We start from the raw sequence: 19641 nt of genomic DNA, 5'->3' as shown, positions 1-19641 counted from the left end.
CCCTTGCGCCCCCGTTGCGTTCATGCGCATCGCAACCCCTTGTTTTTCCGGCCCGCCGATAAATTGATACGAAACAATTACAGGGCCGGAGGCAGTTCCTAGACTGCATCATCCTTTACTGATGGACCGTGCCATGAATCCGATCTCCGCCCTGCGCAGCCTTGCCGCGGGGGCGTTGCTCGCCGCCACAGCCCTGTTCTCCCCGCTTGCCGCCGGCGCCCAGGGCGCCTACGAGGCGCCGCTGCCCGCCGAGCTCAACACCGACCCCGAACTGTGCAGACACGTACCCTGCGAGGAGGTCGTGCCCGGCGCCGACAGCTTCTCCCCGCGCAAGGGCAAGCCCGCCTACGTCGAAGCCTACCGCAGCGAGGGAGACCGGAAGACGCTGGTGGGCTATGCCTTCCTGTCGACCGACATCGTCGACATCCCGGCCTACTCCGGCAAGCCGGTGATCACGCTGATCGGCATGGACACCAAGGGCATCATCACCGGCACGCGCATCCTGCGCCACAGCGAACCCATCCTGCTGCTGGGCATCCCGGAGAGCGTGCTGACCAAGTTCATCAAGCAGTACCTGGGCCGGTTCGTCGGCGACAAGATCGAGATCGGCAAGGGGCATGCGGACGAAGGCGTGATCGGCCTGGATGCGATCACCGGCGCCACCGTCACCGTGATCGCCGAGAATCAGGTGATCATGCGCTCGGGCGTCGCCATCGCGCGCCAGGTCGGCATCCTGAAGGTGGAGCCGAAGCCGCAGATCCGCTTCGCGCCGGTCGGCGACACGCCGGACTGGGCCCAACTGATGGAAGAAGGCAGCGTCCGCCGGCTCACCGTGCGGCCCGAGCAGCTCGGCATGCCGCGCGCCGGCCAGCCCTACGTCGACATGTACTACGGCTACCTGAACACGCCTTCGGTCGGCCGCAGCCTGCTCGGCAGCGACGGCTACGCCAGCCTGATGTCGCGCCTGAAGCCCGGCGAGCATGCGATCTTCATCGTGTCCAGCGGCACCGACTCGTTCAAGGGCTCGGGCTTCGTGCGCGGCGGCATCTACGACCGCGTGCAGGTCGCCCAGGACATGGACGCCTACACCTTCCGCGACCTCGACTACCTGAACCTGTGGGGTCTGAAGGCGGCGGGCGCGCCGGGCTACAAGGAATCGGCGATCTTCATCATCCGCGATCCGGGCTTCAGCGCCGCCTACCCGTGGAGCCTGGTCTTCCTCGCCAACAAGCTCGACCGCGAGACCGGCCATCGCGACTTCGTCAGCTTCAGCGACGAATACTGGGTGCCCGGCCGCTACATGGAAGGCGGCCGGCCGACGGTCGTCAAGCCGGACGCGCCGTGGCTGAAGGTGTGGAAGTCGCGCACCGCCGAGATCGCGCTGTTCGCCGCGCTGCTGATCGCCGTCGCCGCCGTGTATGCCAGCCGCGATGCGCTGACGCGCCGCTCGACGCGCAAGAACAAGTGGCCGGTGAACGCGTTCAAGTACACCGCCTGGGTCATCAGCATCGGCTTCGTCGGCTTCGGCCTGCTGGCGCAGCCGTCGATCACCCAGGTGCTGACGTGGTTCCACTCCCTGCTGTTCAAGTGGGAGTGGGAACTGTTCCTGACCGACCCGTTCATCTTCCTGTTCTGGATCTTCATCATCGTCACCACCTTCGTGTGGGGCCGCGGGCTGTTCTGCGGCTGGCTGTGCCCGTTCGGCTCGCTGTCGGAACTGCTGTACAAGGTGGCGCGCAGCATCGGCCTCGGGCGCTTCCAGTTCGCGCTGCCGATGAAGTGGCACGACCGGCTGAAGTGGGTGAAGTACGCCGCCTTCTTCATGCTGCTCGCGGTATCGATGTTCTCGATGGGACTGGCCGAGAAGCTGGCCGAGATCGAGCCGTTCAAGACCACCTACCTGGTCGGGCTGTTCAACCGTAGCTGGCCGTACACGCTGTTCGCATCCGGCATTCTGGCGCTGTCGATCTTCATGGAGCGGCCGTTCTGCAAATACCTGTGCCCGCTCGGCGGCGCGCTGGCGATGCCCTCGACCTTCCGCTGGTTCGGCCTGCGGCGCAAGCAGGAATGCAGCACCTGCAAAGCCTGTGCGGTAGGCTGCGGATCCTTGGCGATCGACGAGCACGGCCGCATCGACCACCGGGAATGCATGCACTGCCTCGACTGCATGGTGCTATACACGGACGAACATGCCTGCCCGCCGCTGGCCCAGGAACGCAAGCGCCGCACCAAGGCCGGGCTGCCGTTGACGCCGATCGGCCGCGACGGCTATTACATCCCCATCAAGCCGGTCCCGGCCGAGCAAGCCTGACGAACCGGCCACCCGAGGAGGACGCGAACATGGCAGACCCGCGCAGCATGACCGAACCGATGACGCCGCCCTATGCGTCGAACGGCGCGGCGGCACGGCTCGCCGCCGAGACATGGGACCATCTGTGGCCGTGGAGCCGCAGCGGCTTCCAGCGCCAGCGGGCTATCCAGGCCGCGGGGCTGGCGCTGGCGGTGGCCGCGAGCCTGGCCTGGGTGCTGGCGGCGCTGGGGCAACTGGCGCCGGCGGCGATCATCGGCTGGTGGTTCGGCTGGAGCGTGTTCGAGATCGCCGTGCGCATGGGCTCCAAGCCCTACGTGAAGGAAGGGCCGTGGTGGGGCCGCCGCTATCGCCGCGCCAGCCTGATGGACATGATCTGCTATGTCGGCTTCAAGAACCTGCTGATCGGGGCAGCGCTGTTCATCGGCCTCAAGTGGGCCGGCCTGCTGGTGCTGTGAGCGCCGCCGCAGCGCCCCGCCGCCACCTGCGCACCGCCCTGGGCCTGCTGGCCGCCTGCGCCGCCGCCTTCGGCACGCCCGCCGCGGCGGCGACGCTGCGCGTGGCGCCGGGCGGATCGATCCAGGCGGCCATCGAGCGCGCCGCTCCCGGCGACGTGATCGAGATCGAACGCGCACGCTACGAGGAAAACCTGCGCATCGCCAAGCCGCTGACGCTGCGCGGCCTCGACCGGCCGACCCTCTCCGGCGGCCTGAAGGGCGACACGATCCGCATCACCGCCGAGGACGTCACGATCGAGGGCCTGATCGTGGCGAACTCCGGCGACAGCCTGCGCGACCAGAACGCGGGCATCTACGTGTATCCCGGTTCGCACCGCGCGGTGGTGCGCAACTGCGATCTCGCCTACAACCTGTTCGGCCTGTGGATCGAGCAGGCGAACGACGTGCGGGTGGAGGGCAACCTCGTCACCGGCAAGCGCGACTACCAGAGCTCGCAGCGCGGCAACGGTATCCAGCTCTACAACACGCTGCGCGCGCAGGTGATCGGCAACCACGTGAGCTTCGTGCGCGACGCCATCTACGTGGACGTCACGCACGACGCCGTCTTCCGCGGCAACCGGCTGCATCACAGCCGCTACGGCACGCACTACATGAACTCCTACCGCAACCTGTGGGAGGACAACGACGTGTGGATGAACCGCGGCGGCCTGGCACTGATGGAGGTGCGCGACCAGGTGGTGCGCAACAACCGCGCCTGGGCCAACTCCGACCACGGCATCATGCTGCGCACGATCCAGGACGCGGTGGTGGAAAACAACGTCGTCGCCGGCAACCAGCGCGGCTTCTTCATCTACGACGCCGAATACAACACGCTGCGCGGCAACACCATCGTCGACAACGTGGTCGGCGTGCACCTGTGGGCCGGCTCCAAGAACAACCAGGTGGAGAACAACGACTTCATCGCCAACCGCGAACAGGTACGCTACGTCGGCGCACGCGACGAATTGTGGGGCGTCAAGGAAGGCAACCACTGGAGCAACTATCTTGGGTGGGACCGCAATGGCGACGGTTTCGGCGACGTCAGGTACGAGGCCAACGACCTGGTCGACCGGCTGTCGTGGCGGCACCCGATGATGAAGCTGCTGCTGGCGAGCCCGGCGGTGCAGACGCTGCGCCTGGTCGGCCAGCAGTTCCCGCTGCTGCGCGCGCCGAGCATCGTCGATCCGAAACCGCGCATGCAGCCGCACAACCCGAACTGGAGCCAATGGCTTGGAAGACACTTCCCCCGCCCGGACTGAAGCCTCGCCGGCGGTGATCGTCGCGCGCGGCGCGAAGAAGCACTACGGGCCGATCCGCGCGGTCGACGGCGTCGACCTCGAGATCGGCGCGGGCGAGCTTTTCGGCCTCATCGGACACAACGGCGCCGGCAAGAGCACGATGTTCAAGATGATGCTCGGCCTGATCCCCGCCAGCGCGGGCGAGATCCGCATCGACGGCGCCGCGGTCGCCGGCAACGGCGACTTCCGCGCGGTGCGGCGCAAGATCGGCTACCTACCCGAGAACGTCGTGCTGTACGACAACCTCACCGGGCTGGAAACCCTGCATTTCTTCGCCAGGCTCAAGGGCGTGCCCACCGCCGGCGCCCCCGCCCTGCTCGAACGCGTGGGGCTGGCCGAAGCGGCCAGGCGCCGCGTGCGCGAATACTCCAAGGGGATGCGCCAGCGCCTGGGCTTCGCGCAGGCGCTTCTGGGCAACCCGCGCATCCTGTTCCTCGACGAGCCCACCACCGGCCTGGACCCGGAGGCGATCCGCAGCTTCTACGCGATCCTGCGGCAACTGAAGGGCACGGGCGTGACCACGGTGATCACCTCCCACATCCTCGCCGAGATCCAGGAACGGGTGGACCGGCTCGCGATCATGACCGCCGGCAAGATACAAGCCTGCGGCACGGTGCAGGCGCTGCGCGAGCAGATGGACCTGCCGCTGTGGTTCACCGTGCGCGTGGCGCCGGAGGATTTCGCCGCGGTCCGCGCGGCGCTGGGCCATCTGCCGGTGGGCGCCGTCGAGGCGCGCGACGACCATGTGGCGGTGCAGTGCCGGCGTGACGCCAAGATGGCGGTGATCGAGGCGCTTGCGAGCCTGGACGGCAAGGTGCGCGACCTGACGGTACGCGAGCCCTCGCTCGAAGACGTGTTCTTCGGCTTTTCCGACTGAAGGGGCGGGACATGGAATTCGCGCAGATCGCCACCGTGGCCGGCAAGGAGTTCTGGGACCGCATCCGCAACCGCTGGGTGCTGGCGGTGGCGCTGGTGTTCACCGCCTTCGCGCTGTCGATCGCCTACTTCGGTGCCGCCCAGCAGGGCAGCGTGGGCTTTCGCTCGATCGAGGTCACCATCGCCAGCCTGGTGAGCCTGGTGATCTATCTCGTGCCGCTGATCGCGCTGGTGCTGGGCTTCGACGCCATCGTCGGCGAGCGCGAGCGCGGCTCGCTGGACCTCTTGCTGTCGATGCCGATCACCCGGCTGGAACTGCTGCTGGGCAAGTATCTCGGCCTGGCCGCCGCGCTCGCCTTCTCCACGGTGGCCGGTTTCGGGCTGGTCGGCGTGGTGCTGGCGGCCCGGCTCGACCTCGCCGCCCTGTTCCACTACTTCGGCTTCATGCTCAGCTCGGTGCTCCTGGGCTGCGCCTTCCTGAGCCTCGCGGTGATGGTGTCGGTGTTCGCCGGCGACCGCACGCGCGCCTCCGGCGTCGCGATCGCGCTGTGGTTCTTCTTCGTGCTGATCTTCGATCTGCTGCTGCTCGGCGCCCTGGTGGTCACCGGCGGGCAGACGGGCGGCGAGATCTTCCCCTACCTGCTGCTGGCGAACCCGGCCGACGTGTTCCGCATCCTGAACATCTTCGCGCTCGAGGACGTGCGCACCCTGTACGGCCTGGCCACCGTGTTTCCGCCCGCGCTGGCCCGCCCCGCCCTGCTCGGCGCGGTGATGCTCGGCTGGATCGCACTGCCGCTGGCGATCGCCGCCTGGAAATTCCGCAAGTAAAGACCCATGACAGAGAAGGCCCGACGATGACATACCGCTTGCCCCTCCCCCCACGCCGACGCCGGTTCGGACTCGCCCTCGCGACGCTGGCCGCGGCCGGCTTCCTCGCCGCCTGCGGCCCCGACACGACGGGCAGCAACAACGTGGTAGCGGTGGAGATCGACGCCAGCACGAGCTGCGCGCTCGACGGCATGGTGCTCGCCGACTACCCCGGCCCGAAGGCGCAGATCCACTACGACGGACAGGTCCAGCCCGAATTCTTCTGCGACACGGTGGAGATGTTCTCGATCTACCTGAACCCGGAGCAGGCGCGCCGCGTCGTCGCGCTGTACGTGCAGGACATGGGCAAGGCCGACTGGGACAACCCGAAGGGCCACTGGATCGACGCCAGGCGCGCGGTCTATGTACAAGGCTCCAAGCGCCACGGCTCGATGGGGCCGACGATCGCCTCCTTCGGCAGCGAAGCCGACGCGAAGACGTTCATCGAAACCTACGGCGGCACGCTGCTGCGCTTCGAGGACGTCAAACCCGGCATGGTGGCGCTCGACGGCGGCGCCCTGCACGATCAGAGGATGTGAACGATGGACCCGATCTACGGCCGGCTGCAGCCGGAGGCCGCCCTGCACACCCAGCAGCTCTCCCGCCTGGTCTACGAGGCGCGCGAAAACCGCCGGCGGGTGCTCGAAGCCGCCGGCGCCGCGGACGAAGAAGCGCTGCTGCGGCGCATCGCCGCCGGTGACGTCGCCGAGCACCCCGCCTACGAACACTACCTCGCCGCCCGCATCCTGGCCGACACCCACCAGGCCGCACGCGAGGCGTTGAACGGACTCCTGCAGGAGGCGAACCGCCGATGAGCCTGCATCCCGAACTCCTCGCCGCGATCGGGCACGAATTCGGCGACCGCCTCGCCGCGCCGCCGCAACTGACCCAGGACGCGCTGATCGTCCCCCTGCCCGGCGGCACGACGCTGACCGTGCGCTACGCGGCGCGCGACGCCTACTCGCTGCGCTGGCAGGTGTCCGGCGGCGGCGGGATCCTCGACATGGGAATCGACACGGCGCCGGTGCATCCGGCCCTGGGCACGCGCCCCAACCACCTGCACCTGCCCGACGGCCGCGTGGTGGCCGACCCGCTGACCAGCCCCGACGCCGCCCCGGCGGCAAACGTGGCCGCAGTCGTCAGCGCCCTCCTGGCCGACCCGCGGCTCTCGTCGCTGACGGCATGAGCGCCCCCGCACGGCCGCCCGAAGGGGGCGCTCATCCTCCCTCGGGGAGGATGTCGCGCAGCGACAGGAGGGTAGTCCAGTGAGCGCCGCCCGGCCGCCCGAAGGCGCTCGCACCGCAGCCCGTCAGGGGAAGGTAGCCCGGTGAGCCCCCGCGGCGTGCAGCTCCTGCTGATCAACGCGGCCGCGGCGAGCGCCCTGCTCGCCGCGGCGTTGCTATGGCAGCACGCGACACGCCCGCATGCCGATGCATTCGAACCGCCGGAAACCGACGTCTGCATCGTTCCGGCGACGCGCACGAACGCCGTCCATCCCTACGACCCCGCGTCCGGCCTCGGCATCCACGACGCCCGCCCGATCCCGGCCGACGCGCGCTGCGCGGTATGCGGCATGTACCCGTCGCGCTTCCCGCGCTGGGCGGCGCAACTGATCCTGGATGACGGCGGCGCGCTTTTCTTCGACTCGCCGGTGGATCTCTTCCTGTTCCTTGCCGAACCCGAACGGTTCGGTGCGGCGCGCGATGCCGCCCGGGCGGCCGCCCTCTACGTGTCCGACCATGCGGGGCGCGGCTGGGTGGACGCGAGGCAGGCGGTGTTCGTCACCGGTTCGGCGGCCCGCGGCCCGATGCGCGGCCCGGACCTGCCCGCCTTCGCCGACGAGGCGGGCGCAGCGGCCTTCGTGGCGGAACACGGTGGCCGCACCGTCCGCTTCGACGGTATCGATCCCCCCCTGCTCGCCTCGCTGCGCGACCAGAACCACGCCCGCCACACCCACTGACCGGCCCGGGCGATCGCATCCGACGGCGCGGACGCCCCGCCTTGCGCGGCGGTGAACGCAAACGGGAGATCCTGCGATCTCCCGTCCGGAGCCGGATACGAGGCGGGTGCGGCTTACTGCAGCTTGGAAACCATGTAGTCGACGCCGGCCTTCACCTCGTCATCCGTCAGCGAGGTGCCGCCGCCGCGCGGCGGCATCATGCCCTTGGAGCCGGTGAAGCCCTCGATCGCATGCTTGTAGAGCACGTCCTTGCCCTGCGCGACGCGCGGCTCCCAATCGTCCTTGTTGCCCGGGATGGGCGCGCCGGCGACGCCGGACGAATGGCACAGGGCACAGGTCTTCTTGTAGACGCTTTCGCCGACGGCATTTGCCGGTGCGGCCGCGGTGGGAGCCGGTGCGGGAGCCGGCGCCGCCGCGGGAGCGGCCGGAGCGGGAGCAGGGGCAGGCGCCGCAGGAGCGGCCGCCGGTGCGGCGGGCTGCTGGCCCGAATCCTGCCCGCAGGCGGACAGCAGGCCGGCGAGTGCCGCAGCGAGAATGAGATTGGATTTCTTCATCGATGTTCTCCGTAGGGCCCGCGCTTGGACGGACACATTGGCGGGAATGGGTCGCCATGCTAGCGGCGCCCCGGAAAAGAATGATTGATACGTGTCAATTTCCGCCGCGTGCCGGGCTTCGGCTGCCGGCCGGCTTCGTCCGCCGGTGGAACGTCCACAGCGCATTGCCGGCGTAGTGCCAGAGCAGCAGCAGCGCAGTCGTGACGACCTGCGCGGCGAGGTAGTGCAGGCCGGCGAAGTCGACGAACAGCGTCATCAGCAGCGCCGTCCACCCCAGGCCCATCGCCGCCACCACGAAGAAGCGCGGCAGCGCCTCGGCATGCGCGCGGTCGGAATCGAAGACGAGCAGGCGGGCGAGCGTGTAATTGACCACCGCCCCCAGCACGAAGCCCGCCGTCGCGCCGGCCAGCGGGCTGGCACCGGATCCTTCCACCAGCACCAGCAGCAGCGCGTAGTGGGCGAGCGTGCCGACCGCGCCGACGGCGGCGAAGCGGATGAAGCGGCGCAGGCCGCCGGGCTTGCTCATCGCGGCCTGCGCTCCTCGCCGGCCAGCATGCGGCGGTCGCGCACCACCGCCAGCGTCACGCCTTCGCGCTCCACCTTGCCGATGATCTCGCCCTTCAGCGCGGTGTGGCAGTCCATGTGGGTGGGCGACAGGAAGAAATCGGCGATCCGCCAATCCTTCGTGACCGTCAGCCGCGGGTCCAGCCACACCGCCGCCTGCAGAGATTCGGCGCACACCGCCACCGTGTAGCGGCGCTCCGGATGGCCTTCCCGCGCGACGAAGGCATTCAACTGTTCCGCGGCGTCGCGCAGGCTGTCCGCCCAGTAGTCCTGCTCCCAGCGCTCGGCGGTGCCGCGCAGGCCGCCGACGAAACCATTGTAGGCAACGTATTCATAGGGATGCAGGCGCGCCAGGCCGATCACGCTGCCCGCTGCCAGCAGCATGCAGCCGGCCAGCGCCGCCATGCGCCCGCGCGGCCAGCGCGCCGCGCGCCGCCATGCGGCGAACAAGCCTGCGCCGGCCAGCACCGCCAGCGGCGGCAGCAGGAAGGTGAAATGGCGGATGCCGTTGTACAGCGGCGGCGACGCCGCCAGCGTGTAGCCGATGGGGAACAGCGCGGCCAGCACCACCGGCAGCCAGGGCAGCGCCGCGCGCCGCGCGGCGGGCCCCGCCAGCGACGGCAGCGCCCGCAGCCCGCCGAGCGCCGCGAGCGCGAGGCCGAGCAGGAAGATCTCCGGCAGGCGTACCAGCAGGTAGGCGAGCAAGTAGTAGCCAGGCGCATCGCCGTTGGCCATGACCTTGCCGGCGAGGATGGTGTGCAGCAGGAAGGAGAAGTGCGAGAACGTGGTCATCGCCTTCCACAGGTTGCCCGGCGACATCATCGCCCACGGCCAGAACAGCGCCATCAGCGCGAAGGCGATCAGCGCCGCCGGCAGCAGCGCGACGACGGAGCGCCCGAACGCGGCCGCACGCGCCGCCGGCCCCTCGCCCTCGCGCAGCACCGCCGCGGCCAGCAGCGTCACGCCGAGGTAGAACACCGCGAACACCGCGCCGATGCGCAGACCGAACGCGCAGCCCAGGGCGATCCCCAGCCCCACCACGTCGCCGCGCGAGGGGCGCGGCAGGCTCGCCGCGACGCGCACGATGCAGTACAGCGACCACACCATCGCGGTGGCGAAGGGGATGTCCTTGGTATGCGTGAACATCGCGCCCGACCAAGCCCCGGTGACGAGCAGCACCACCAGCGCCGCCAGCGCCGCCCACTCCCCGGCCAGGCGGCGCGCGAGCAGCCAGGTGCCGGCCAGCCCGGCCAGCCCGAAGGCGGCCGACAGCAGGTGCCGCATGTTCCACACGTCCGGCCCGGCGGCGTCCACCACCCCGCTGCGCTCGATCAGGGCGGCGATGAGATCGAACAGGCCGCCGTAGAGGTAGAGGTTCTTGTACTGGAAGGCATGCAGGTCGCTCAGCCCGGAGGCGTAGAAATCGACCAGCAGCCGTCCGTAGACGTGCTGCACTTCCTCGTCGTTGCTGAGGCCGTGCTGATCGAAGGTCAGCAGGATGAAGACGCCGGTGGCGGCCAGCAGCAGCAGGGACAGGCGGCGCGCCCGGCGCCGGGCCGGCTCCGCCGTGGCCGCGGCGGCAGCGCCGCCTCCCCCCGCGATGCCGGCGGACGCCTGCGCGGATACGCTCATCGGCGCGGTTTCCGGTCGCCGTCGAAGCCGATGCGCTCGGCCACCAGGAACAGCGGCCGCCCTTTCACTTCGGTGAAGATGCGGCCGATGTATTCGCCGAGCACGCCCAGGCTGATGAGCTGCACGCCGGACAGGAACAGCCCCGACACCATGATCGACGCATAGCCCGGCAGATCGGTGCCGAAGATGAGGGTGCGCACCACCAGCCCGATGCCGTAGAGCCCGGACAGCCCCGCCATCGCCAGGCCGATCACCGACCACACCCGCAGCGGCAGCGTGCTGAACGCCGACAGCCCGTCTATCGCATAGCGCAGCAGACGCAGCGTGGACCAGGCGGAGGCGCCCGCGGCGCGCTCTTCCGGCTCGAACTCCACCGCCTCCTGGCGGAAGCCCACCCAACTGGTGATGCCCTTCATGAAGCGGGTGCGCTCGGGCAGGCTGTTGATGGCATCGACCACCGCGCGGTCGAACGCGCGGAAGTCGCCGCCGCCCTCGGCCAGCGCCACTTCGGAGACCTTGCGGAAGAAGGCGTAGAACGCGCGCGAGAGCTGGCGCCGCAGCCAGGGGTCGGTATCGCGCGACCGGCGCACCGCGGTGACCATCATCGCGCCCTGGCGCCAGCGTGCCAGCATCTCGGGAATCAGTTCGGGCGGATGCTGCAGGTCGCCGTCCATCAGCACCACCACGTCGCCGGCGGCGGCGCGCAGCCCGGCGGCCATCGCCGCCTCCTTGCCGAAGTTGCGCGCGAAGCGGATCGCCTTCAGCGCCGGGTCGATCGCGCACAGTGCCGCCACTTCGGCATAGGTGTCGTCGCGGCTGCCGTCATCGACGAAGACGATCTCGTACGCTGTCAGCGACATGCCTTCGAGCACCGTCGAAAGCCGCTGGTGCAGCAGACCCAGGGAACCACTCTCGTTGTAAAGGGGGATCACCACCGACAGCCGGGGGGGCGCTGCGGAAGACGACGCCGCATGGGAATGGGCGTCGAGGGAGTCGATATTCGACACGGGGAAACGATCCGGAAAAACACTCCCATCGGGAGCGATGGCTGTGCACGATAAACCATTCCAGGGCACCGCGACCGAGCGGCAACGTTACGCCGTTTTGCGCCGGAACCGCCCGCCTTTCGCGGCGGCATCGGCACGCATCCCGGGTGGGCCGCTCTTCGCCGCCTCGCGCGCCGTGGGCCGTCTTCCCGCCTGCAGCGGCGGAAGGAAAAGCGGCCGCCGCACCCGCGCGACGGCGGGCCCGATTGAGCGATACTGCCGGCCTCAGAACTTCATGCCGCACCGCATGGCCGCTCCGTCCCGCCTCCGCCCCATCGTCATCTGCGCCGACGACTACGGCCTCGCGCCGGGCGTTAGCGACGCGATCGCCGGGCTGATCGCCGCCGGCCGCCTGTCGGCCACGAGCTGCATGACCGCCCTGCCCGACTGGCGCCGCGCCGCCGCGCCCTTGCGCGAGATCATCGTCGGCGCGCCCGCCGACGTCGGCCTGCACCTGACGCTGACGGACCAGGCCCCGCTCGGCCGCGCACGCGGCCTCGCCGTCGCTGGCCGCCTGCCCCCGCTGGGCCGCCTGCTGCCCCGCGCCCTGGCACGCGGGCTGCCGGCGGAAGGCGTCGCCGACGAGCTGCGCGCGCAGCTCGACGCCTTCGAGGATGCCTGGGGCGCCCCGCCGGACTACGTGGACGGCCACCAGCACGTGCACGTATTGCCGGGCGTGCGCGAGGCCCTGGTCGCCGAGTTGCTGCGCCGCTACCCTGTCGGCCGCGTGTGGGTGCGCGACTGCGTCGAGGCGCCATCGCGCTGCCTGCGGCGCGGCGAATCCGTCGCCAAGTCGCTCTTCATCGGCGCGCTGGGCCGCGGCCTGCGCAAACGGCTGCGCGCCACCGGCATTCCGGCCAACGACGGCTTCAGCGGACTGCACGATTTCTCCGCCGCACGCCCGTTCGGCGACAAGATGCGGCGCTTTCTGCGCGCCCTCGGCCCGCGGCCGCTGCTGCACGTGCATCCCGGACGGGTGGATGCGGCACTGCTCGCCTGCGATGCGCTGACCACCCCGCGCGAGGCGGAACTGGCCTACCTGGCCTCGGACGAATTCGCCGGCGACCTTGCCGCGGCCGGCGTGCGCCCGGCACGCTTCGCCGGGCTCGCCGGCACCGGCCATGCCTGAGGCACCGGCCCGCGCACCAGGACGATCGCACGAGTGCCTGGAATCCGGTCTGGTGGCGGGGGATGCGTTCCGTCGGGCTGCGGAACTCGCCCTCGCTGCGCTCGGTGCTCGGACAGTCCTCGCCCGCTCCACGCATCCCCCGCCACCAGACCTGCCGTGCCGCGCCATCCAGGCCGACGGAAAGAACATCGTGCAATCGCCCTGGCGCGCGTGCCGCCCGCCGGGCGGTGACACCCCATGCCGGTGCTAACATCGTGCGCATGACATCCGCGCCGCCACCCGGCTACGTCGGCCGCTTCGCGCCTTCGCCCAGCGGTCCGCTGCATTTCGGTTCCCTGGTCGCCGCGCTCGGCAGTTGTCTCGACGCCCGCCGCCGGGGCGGGCGCTGGCTGCTGCGCATCGAGGATGTGGATGCGCCGCGCACGGTGCCCGGGGCGGCCGAAGCGATCATTGCCACGCTCTCGCGCTGCGGTTTCGAATGGGATGGCGACATCGTCTGGCAGAGCCGCCGCACCGGGGCCTACGCCGCCGCGCTCGAGCGCCTGAAGGCCGGCGGCGACGTCTTTCCCTGCGCCTGCACCCGCCGCGAGATGGCCGACTCGGCGCTGACGCGCGACGGCTCGCGCCGCTACCCGGGCACTTGCCGCAACGGCTTGCCGCCGGGGCGCCGCGCACGCGCCTGGCGGGTGCGGGCGGAGGGGTTGATCCGCTTCGACGATGCCATCCAGGGCCCGCAGCAGGAAGACCTGGCCGCGGACGTGGGCGACTATGTGGTGCTGCGTGCCGACGGCTTGTTCGCGTATCAGCTCGCGGTGGTGGTGGACGATGCCGAAGCCGGCGTGACCGACGTGGTACGCGGCGCCGACCTGCTGGATTCGACGGTGCGCCAGATCCATCTGCAGTCCCTGCTCGGCATGCCGCACCCGGTCTACGCGCATCTGCCGGTGGCGACCAATGCGGCGGGCGAGAAGCTGTCGAAGCAGACGCTGGCGCGCGCCATCGACGCGCATCCGCCCGGCGCCGCCCTCGCGGCGGCACTGGACTTCCTCGGCCAGCGGCCGCCGGCGGGGCTGGCGCGCGCGCCGGCGCGGGAAGTCTGGGACTGGGCGCTGGCGAACTGGACGCTCGCGGACGTGCCGCGCCGGCGTCATGCCGCCGCGCCGGAATTCACCTGAGGAGAGTCATACATGATCCAGGACGAGGCCGGCCTGCGCAGGCTGCTCGAGGAAACCCGCACCATCGCCGTGGTCGGCATGTCGGCGAGGCCGGACCGCCCCAGCAACGAAGTCGCGCAGTACCTGCGCAGGGCGGGCTACACGGTCATCCCGGTCAACCCCGCCTACCCGGAGATCCTGGGCGAGCGGTGCTACCCCAGCCTGCGCGAGGTGCCGGTGAAGATCGACATGGTCGACGTGTTCCGCAATCCGGCCGACGTGATGCCCATCGTCGAGGATGCCATCGCCGTCGGCGCAAAGAGCCTGTGGCTGCAGCTCGGCGTGATCGTTCCGGAAGCGGTGGCCCGCGCCGAGGCCGCAGGGATGGCGGTGGTGATGGACCACTGCGTGAAGATCGAGCATCGGCGGCTCCTGGGCTGACGTGCCGGCGGGCGGGGCATCGGTGCCTGCCCGACGTTCCGGGGCAGGTGTTCCCCCCGGGGTTGCGGAACTCGCTTTGCTCGGACGGTCGGATGGCGACTGATGATGGCCACTGCGTGAAGAGCTGGCATCGGCGGCTCCTGGGCCGACGTGCCGGGGGTGGACATCGGTGCCTGCCCGCCGCTCCGGGGCGGGTGTTCCTTCCGGGGCTGCGGAACTCGCTTTGCTCGGACGGTCGGATGGCGGCTGATGATGGTCGCTGCGTGAAGAGCTGGCATCGGTGGCTTTTGGGCCGACGTGCCGGGGGTGGACATCGGTGCCTGCCCGCCGCTCCGGGGCGGGTGTTCCTTCCGGGGCTGCGGAACTCGCTGCGCTCGGACAGTCCTCGCCCCTCCAGGAACACCCGCCCCGGAGCGGCTACGTGGTGGAGACTGCTTCGCCGGCGGCTGGAAGCACGGGGCGGAGACCGGCGAACGCATCAGTGCTTGCCGCCGTAGCCGGCGATGCCGATCGCCATCCGCACCACTTGATAGGCCAGCCAGTTCGCCATGCGCCGCATCAGCGGCAGGCGGCGCCAGCGTTCGGGCAGTTGTGCCTCCGCGCCGTCGCGCATGGCAGCCGCCAGGCTGTGCCGCAGTTGCACGGCAAAGCCTTCGTCCTCGATCACGACGTTGGCCTCGCGCGCCAGCAGCAGGCTGAAGACGTCGATGTTGCTGGAGCCGACGGTGGCCCAGCAGCCGTCGACCACCGCAACCTTGGCGTGCAGGTGGCTGCGGTGATATTCGTAGAGTTCGACGCCGCGCTGCAGGAAGAAGGGATAGAGCGCACGGGTCGCATAGACCTGCAGCGGATGGTCGCCGCCGGCTCCCTGCAGCAGCAGCATCACCCTCACGCCGCGCTGGGCGGCTTCGGCGAGGGCCTGGCGAAAGCGCCGTCCGGGAAAGAAATAGGCGTTTGCTATGACGATCTCGCTCCGGGCGCGCCCGATCGCGGCGAGGTAGGCGTCTTCGATGGCGCGGCGGTAGCGCAGGTTGTCGCGCACGACGTAGGCGGCGCGGATGGCGCCCGCCGCATCGCCGCGCGGCGGCGCCAGCAGCGGCTGATGCACGCGGCGGCGAAAGCTCGCCCATGCCACCAGCCGCCACAGGCGGTGGGCCGATTCGACGATGGGCTCGAGCACCGGCCCCTGGACCCGCACGGCGTAGTCGTAGCGCGGAAACGGCGAACCGTTGGGCGTGAAATCGTCGGTGATGTTGATGCCGCCCACATAGGCTTCGCGGCCGTCTATGGTCACGACCTTGCGGTGCAGCCGGCGAAGGCGGTGGCGGCGCAGGGACATGGCGCGCAGTTCGCGGCGATAGATCAGCACCTCGACGCCGGCTTCGGCAAGTTCGGGCATGAGGTCGCGCACGAAGTCGCGCCCGCCGAAGCCGTCCACCATCACCCGGACGACTACCCCGCGCCGCGCGGCGCGGCGCAGGGCGCCGGCGATGCTGCGGCCGACCTTGTCGGCGCTGAAGATGTAGCTCTGCAGGAAGATCTCGCGTTCGGCCGCGTCGATCGAGGCTTCCAGCGCGGGGAAATATTCCTGCCCATTCTCCAGCAACACGACCGCGTTGCCGGGAACGCTCACCGTCAAGGCGCCGGCTCCAGGTCTGCGGTGAGCGCCGCATGGTCGGAGATCTTCGCCCACGTTTCCCCGAAATGGACCTTCGCCTGGCGCACGCGGAAACCACGCACGTAGATGCGGTCCAGCCGGAAGAAAGGCAGGGCGCTGGGAAAGCTGCGCGCCGGCCGGCCGCGATCGACGCCGAACGCCTCGGTCAGGCCGAGCCGCTCGCCGATCAGTTCGTCGGCGTGATTGCGCCAGTCGTTGAAGTCGCCGGCGATGATCAGCGGCGCACCGTCCGGGGCCAGCCGCTCCATGCGCTCGGCCAGGGCCTGCATCTGGCGCCGCCGGCCGCCGGCGGTGAGCCCCAGGTGCACGCACACGCAGTGCACCGGCTTGTCGAACTCGGCCAGCGAGATCTCGCAGTGCAGCAGGCCGCGGCTCTCGAAGCGGTGGGCCGAGACATCCTCGTTCGCGGTCGACAGGATGTCGTGCCGGCTCAGGATGGCATTGCCATGGTGCCCGTGGTCATAGACGGCATTGCGGCCGTAGGCGGTCTGCCGCCAGGTGTCCTCGGCGAGGAACTCGTGCTGCGGCTGCCGCGGCCAGTCGGCGTGGCGGACCGGATGCCGCAGGTGCAGGCCCTGCACTTCCTGCAGGAAGACCAGATCGACGTCGAGGCTGCGCAGCCGCTCGCGCAGTTCGTGCACCACCATGCGGCGGTTGAACTGCGAAAAGCCCTTGTGGATGTTGTAGGTGCAGATGCGAAGCGACGTCATCATCCGGCCCCCGCGCAGCCCCGGCTTGCGGATCAGGAAACGGCGAGCATCCGGTCGAGCGCGACGCGGGCGAGTTCGGCCTCGTGCTCCGGCACCTTGATCTGGTTGACCACCTTGCCCTCGGCGAGGTTTTCCAGCGTCCATGCGAGATGCTGCGGGTCGATGCGCTGCATCGTCGAGCACATGCAGACGGTCGGCGCCATGAACTGCACCGTCTTGCCCTGCGGCTTCATCTCGTCGGCGAGGCGGTTGACCAGGTTCAGTTCGGTGCCCACCAGCCAATGCGTGCCGGGCGCGCCGGCCTGGATGGTCTTGATGATGTACTCGGTGGAGCCGACGTAGTCGGACTGGATGCAGACGTCCAGGCTGCTTTCCGGGTGCGAGATCACCAGGCCGTCCGGATGCTGCCTGCGCCAGCGCTCGATGTGGCCGGGCTGGAACATCTGGTGCACGGAACAGTGGCCCTTCCACAGCAGTATCCTCGCATGGCGGATCTGCTCGGGGTGAGGCCGCCGTATTCGAGGTCGGGGTCCCACACCACCATCTGGTCGAGCGGAATGCCCTTCTTGTAACCCGTCCAGCGGCCCAGGTGCTGGTCGGGGAAGAACAGCACCTTCTCTCGCTTCGAGAACGCCCAGTCGAGGATGGCGGGCGCATTGGTCGATGTGCACACGATACCGCCGTGCTCGCCGCAGAAGGCTTTCAGGTCGGCCGCCGAGTTGATGTAGGTGACCGGCGTGATCAGCGCGTCGGGCGCATCGAGCACCTCGGCCAGTTCGCGCCAGCAGCGCTCGACCTTGGCCAGGCTGGCCATGTCGGCCATCGAACAGCCGGCCGCGAGGTCGGGCAGGATGGCGATCTGGCTCGGCTTCGACAGGATGTCGGCGACTTCGGCCATGAAGTGCACGCCGCAGAAGACGATGTACTCGGCGTCGGTCTGCGAGGCGAGGCGGGCGAGCTTGAGCGAGTCACCGGTGAGGTCGGCATGCTGATAGACGTCGGCGCGCTGGTAGTGGTGGCACAGCAGCACCGCCTTGTCGCCCAGGCGCGCACGCGCGGCGCGGATGCGTTCCTGCGCGTCGGCGTCGGCGAGCACGTTGAAGCGATCGAAGCTGATGGGGGCGACTTGCATGATGCGAATTCGGTGTCCGTTGGGGAGTGATGTCGGTATCGGACCGGACCGTCTCCGCGGGGTTCCGGTCCGCGGGCCCCGGCTCAGCCCTGGTGCCAGGGCAGGCCGGCGTGGCGCCAGCCGCCTACGCGATTGCGCTGGCCGTTGGCGTCCTTGTCGCCCTCGAAGCCCTCGAGGACGTTGTAGCAGTTGCTGTAGCCGGCCGCGCAGGCAGTTCGCGCGGCCGCATCCGAACGCCCGCCGGAACGGCACAGGAACAGCACCAGCGCTTCGGGGTCGACCTGGTGCCTGAGCTGGGCGATGAAATTGGGGTTGGGCTGGCCGCCGGGATAGGTCTGCCATTCGATCTCGACCGTGCCGGGCACGCGCCCCACCCAGTCCCATTCGGCGCGCGTGCGCACGTCCACGAGCCGGGCGCCGGGCGCCAGTTGCAGAACCTGCCAGGACTCCGCCGGCGTCAGCGCGCCCTGGTAAGGCAGGTCGAGGGTGCTGGCACGCCGATGCGCGAGCGCCAGCAGGTCGGAGAGGGTTCCCATGCGTGCATCCGGCTAGAATTCTGAACGTACGAAGTATAGCGCCTGATCCGCAGCCCCCGACATGCCCTCCGCCGCCCCCCGTCCGCCCCTCAGTCTGCGCAAGGCCGCGCCGCCCGACGAGAACGCGGCCCGCGGCCGGGGCATCCAGCGCGTGGCGATCGTCGCGCTGGCGATCAATGCCGCACTGACCGTCGGGCAGATCGTGATCGGCCTGTTCGCCGGCGCCTTCAGCCTGGTCGCCGATGCGGCGCATACCCTGTCCGACCTCGTCACCGACGTGCTCGTGCTGGTGGCGGGCCGCCACAGTTCGAGCCCTGCGGATCTGCAGCACCCCTACGGCCACGCCCGCGTCGAAACGGTCACGTCGCTGCTGCTCGGCCTGGTGCTGGGCGGGGTGGGCTTCGGCTTCCTGTGGAGTTCCGGAGTCCGCCTGCAGCACATGGACCAGTTGCCCGCGCTCCATCCCGCGGCCCTGGCCATGGCCGTGCTCACGCTGGCGGCCAAGGAAGGCATGTTCCGCTACATCCTGGCCTCGGCGCGGCGCCTCCAGGCGCCGATACTGGAGACGAACGCCTGGCATGCGCGCTCGGATGCGGCCTCGTCGCTGGTCGTGGCGGCCGGCATCGGCGGCAGCCTCGCCGGCTATCCCTTCCTCGAACCGCTTGCGGCGGCGATCGTCGGCTTCCTGATCGTGCACATGGGCTTCCGGTTCGCGCTCAAGGCGGTGCGCGAACTGATCGACACCGGCCTGTCCGAGGAGGAACTCGCGCGGCTCCGGCGCACCATCCTCGACACGCCGGGCGTCGTCAATCTGCACGACATGCGTACCCGCCGCATGGCCAACCGCGTGCTGTGCGATGCGCACGTCCAGGTCGAGCCCAGGCTGACGGTGTCCGAAGGCCACCGCGTGTCCGACTCGGTGTACGCCCGCGTGCGCACCGCGCACCCCGAGGTGCAGGACATCCTCGTGCATATCGACCCCGAGGACGATGCCAACCTGCAAGGGACGCCGCCGGGGGTTCCGCCCGGGCGCGCGGAGGTGCTCGCCACGGTGGCGGACCTGCTGGGGCCGCCGGGGCCGAAGCCGAAGCGGGTGCAGATCCACTACCTGGGGGATCGCATCGACGTCGAAGTGCTGCTCCCCGCCTCCGTGCCCGACGAGCGTCTGCACGCACTCAATCGGCGCATCGAGGAATGGCTCGGCACGCATCCCGCCTATCGCTCGATGTCCTTTTTCGTGCAGATCGCACCATAACGGT

Annotated in this window: 20 protein-coding genes and 1 pseudogene; 13 read left to right on the top strand and 8 right to left on the bottom strand. The window is 69.9% G+C overall.

Annotation, left to right across the window (positions count from 1 at the left end; translation table 11 throughout):
• The first annotated feature begins 133 nt into the window (after positions 1–133).
• From CCZ27_RS00185 to CCZ27_RS00145, 9 genes are all read left to right on the top strand, one after another.
• Positions 134–2311: a NosR/NirI family protein gene (locus CCZ27_RS00185; RefSeq protein WP_096451991.1), complete on the top strand. Its 2178-nt coding sequence runs from the start codon at positions 134–136 to the stop codon at positions 2309–2311.
• A gap of 29 nt (positions 2312–2340) precedes the next feature.
• A complete protein-coding gene (locus CCZ27_RS00180) occupies positions 2341–2766 on the top strand; it encodes a transcription regulator (RefSeq protein ID WP_096444827.1) in 426 nt (141 codons plus the stop codon).
• 26 nt (positions 2767–2792) lie between these two features.
• Positions 2793–4064 carry a nitrous oxide reductase family maturation protein NosD gene (locus CCZ27_RS00175; protein WP_096451989.1) on the top strand — a complete coding sequence of 424 codons (1272 nt, stop codon included), beginning with the start codon at positions 2793–2795 and terminating at the stop codon, positions 4062–4064.
• The gene (locus CCZ27_RS00170; protein WP_096444826.1) at positions 4036–4980 is read left to right on the top strand and encodes an ABC transporter ATP-binding protein; all 945 of its coding nucleotides are present in this window, start codon (positions 4036–4038) and stop codon (positions 4978–4980) included. Before CCZ27_RS00175 ends, CCZ27_RS00170 begins: the two co-directional genes overlap by 29 nt.
• A gap of 11 nt (positions 4981–4991) precedes the next feature.
• Positions 4992–5807, top strand: coding sequence for an ABC transporter permease (locus tag CCZ27_RS00165; RefSeq protein WP_096444825.1), 816 nt, complete (start codon positions 4992–4994; stop codon positions 5805–5807).
• 38 nt (positions 5808–5845) lie between these two features.
• Positions 5846–6385: a nitrous oxide reductase accessory protein NosL gene (locus tag CCZ27_RS00160; protein WP_232516505.1), complete on the top strand. Its 540-nt coding sequence runs from the start codon at positions 5846–5848 to the stop codon at positions 6383–6385.
• A 3-nt stretch (positions 6386–6388) separates the two neighbouring features.
• Complete coding sequence (locus CCZ27_RS00155; protein WP_096444823.1) at positions 6389–6661, top strand: MJ0235 family protein; 273 nt, start codon at positions 6389–6391, stop codon at positions 6659–6661.
• Positions 6658–7032 (top strand): toxin-antitoxin system TumE family protein, encoded by a 375-nt coding sequence (locus tag CCZ27_RS00150; RefSeq protein WP_096444822.1) that lies wholly within the window; start codon positions 6658–6660, stop codon positions 7030–7032. The genes CCZ27_RS00155 and CCZ27_RS00150 overlap by 4 nt, the downstream gene beginning before the upstream one ends.
• Before the next feature lie 141 nt (positions 7033–7173).
• Complete coding sequence (locus CCZ27_RS00145; RefSeq protein ID WP_096444821.1) at positions 7174–7806, top strand: nitrous oxide reductase accessory protein NosL; 633 nt, start codon at positions 7174–7176, stop codon at positions 7804–7806.
• A gap of 113 nt (positions 7807–7919) precedes the next feature.
• Here CCZ27_RS00145 and CCZ27_RS00140 read toward each other — a convergent pair whose 3' ends face one another.
• From CCZ27_RS00140 to CCZ27_RS00125, 4 genes are all read right to left on the bottom strand, one after another.
• Positions 7920–8360 (bottom strand): c-type cytochrome, encoded by a 441-nt coding sequence (locus tag CCZ27_RS00140; RefSeq protein ID WP_096444820.1) that lies wholly within the window; start codon positions 8358–8360, stop codon positions 7920–7922.
• Positions 8361–8454: 94 nt separating this feature from the next.
• Positions 8455–8886, bottom strand: a complete 432-nt coding sequence (locus tag CCZ27_RS00135) for a GtrA family protein (RefSeq protein ID WP_096444819.1) — start codon at positions 8884–8886, stop codon at positions 8455–8457.
• Positions 8883–10556: a glycosyltransferase family 39 protein gene (locus tag CCZ27_RS00130; protein WP_096444818.1), complete on the bottom strand. Its 1674-nt coding sequence runs from the start codon at positions 10554–10556 to the stop codon at positions 8883–8885. The genes CCZ27_RS00135 and CCZ27_RS00130 overlap by 4 nt, the downstream gene beginning before the upstream one ends.
• Entirely contained in the window at positions 10553–11563 is a 1011-nt protein-coding gene (locus CCZ27_RS00125) for a glycosyltransferase family 2 protein (protein ID WP_198363230.1), read from the bottom strand. The genes CCZ27_RS00130 and CCZ27_RS00125 overlap by 4 nt, the downstream gene beginning before the upstream one ends.
• A gap of 286 nt (positions 11564–11849) precedes the next feature.
• Here CCZ27_RS00125 and CCZ27_RS00120 point away from each other — a divergent pair, with 286 nt between their 5' ends.
• The 3 genes from CCZ27_RS00120 (at position 11850) to CCZ27_RS00110 (ending at position 14326) form a co-directional block, all read left to right on the top strand.
• Positions 11850–12731, top strand: a complete 882-nt coding sequence (locus tag CCZ27_RS00120) for a ChbG/HpnK family deacetylase (protein WP_096451985.1) — start codon at positions 11850–11852, stop codon at positions 12729–12731.
• 260 nt (positions 12732–12991) lie between these two features.
• A complete protein-coding gene (gene gluQRS / locus CCZ27_RS00115; protein ID WP_096444817.1) occupies positions 12992–13906 on the top strand; it encodes a tRNA glutamyl-Q(34) synthetase GluQRS in 915 nt (304 codons plus the stop codon).
• Between the two features lie 12 nt (positions 13907–13918).
• Positions 13919–14326, top strand: coding sequence for a CoA-binding protein (locus tag CCZ27_RS00110; protein WP_096444816.1), 408 nt, complete (start codon positions 13919–13921; stop codon positions 14324–14326).
• A gap of 478 nt (positions 14327–14804) precedes the next feature.
• On the opposite strand, the gene clsB is transcribed toward CCZ27_RS00110, so the two are convergent.
• From clsB to CCZ27_RS00090, 4 genes and pseudogenes are all read right to left on the bottom strand, one after another.
• Positions 14805–15965, bottom strand: a complete 1161-nt coding sequence (clsB, locus tag CCZ27_RS00105; RefSeq protein ID WP_096444815.1) for a cardiolipin synthase ClsB — start codon at positions 15963–15965, stop codon at positions 14805–14807.
• The gene (locus tag CCZ27_RS00100) at positions 15962–16714 is read right to left on the bottom strand and encodes an endonuclease/exonuclease/phosphatase family protein (protein ID WP_096451983.1); all 753 of its coding nucleotides are present in this window, start codon (positions 16712–16714) and stop codon (positions 15962–15964) included. The genes clsB and CCZ27_RS00100 overlap by 4 nt, the downstream gene beginning before the upstream one ends.
• Before the next feature lie 32 nt (positions 16715–16746).
• Positions 16747–17846: pseudogene (nadA, locus tag CCZ27_RS00095) on the bottom strand (quinolinate synthase NadA).
• Between the two features lie 83 nt (positions 17847–17929).
• Entirely contained in the window at positions 17930–18382 is a 453-nt protein-coding gene (locus CCZ27_RS00090; RefSeq protein ID WP_096444814.1) for a rhodanese-like domain-containing protein, read from the bottom strand.
• Between the two features lie 61 nt (positions 18383–18443).
• Here CCZ27_RS00090 and CCZ27_RS00085 point away from each other — a divergent pair, with 61 nt between their 5' ends.
• Complete coding sequence (locus CCZ27_RS00085; RefSeq protein ID WP_096444813.1) at positions 18444–19637, top strand: cation diffusion facilitator family transporter; 1194 nt, start codon at positions 18444–18446, stop codon at positions 19635–19637.
• The last annotated feature ends 4 nt before the right edge of the window (positions 19638–19641 follow it).

The sequence above is a fragment of the Thauera sp. K11 genome, assembly GCF_002354895.1.
Taxonomy (GTDB): domain Bacteria; phylum Pseudomonadota; class Gammaproteobacteria; order Burkholderiales; family Rhodocyclaceae; genus Thauera; species Thauera sinica.
The sequence above is the reverse complement of the archived record's forward strand: the minus strand, read 5'-3'. Positions and strand labels throughout refer to the sequence as shown.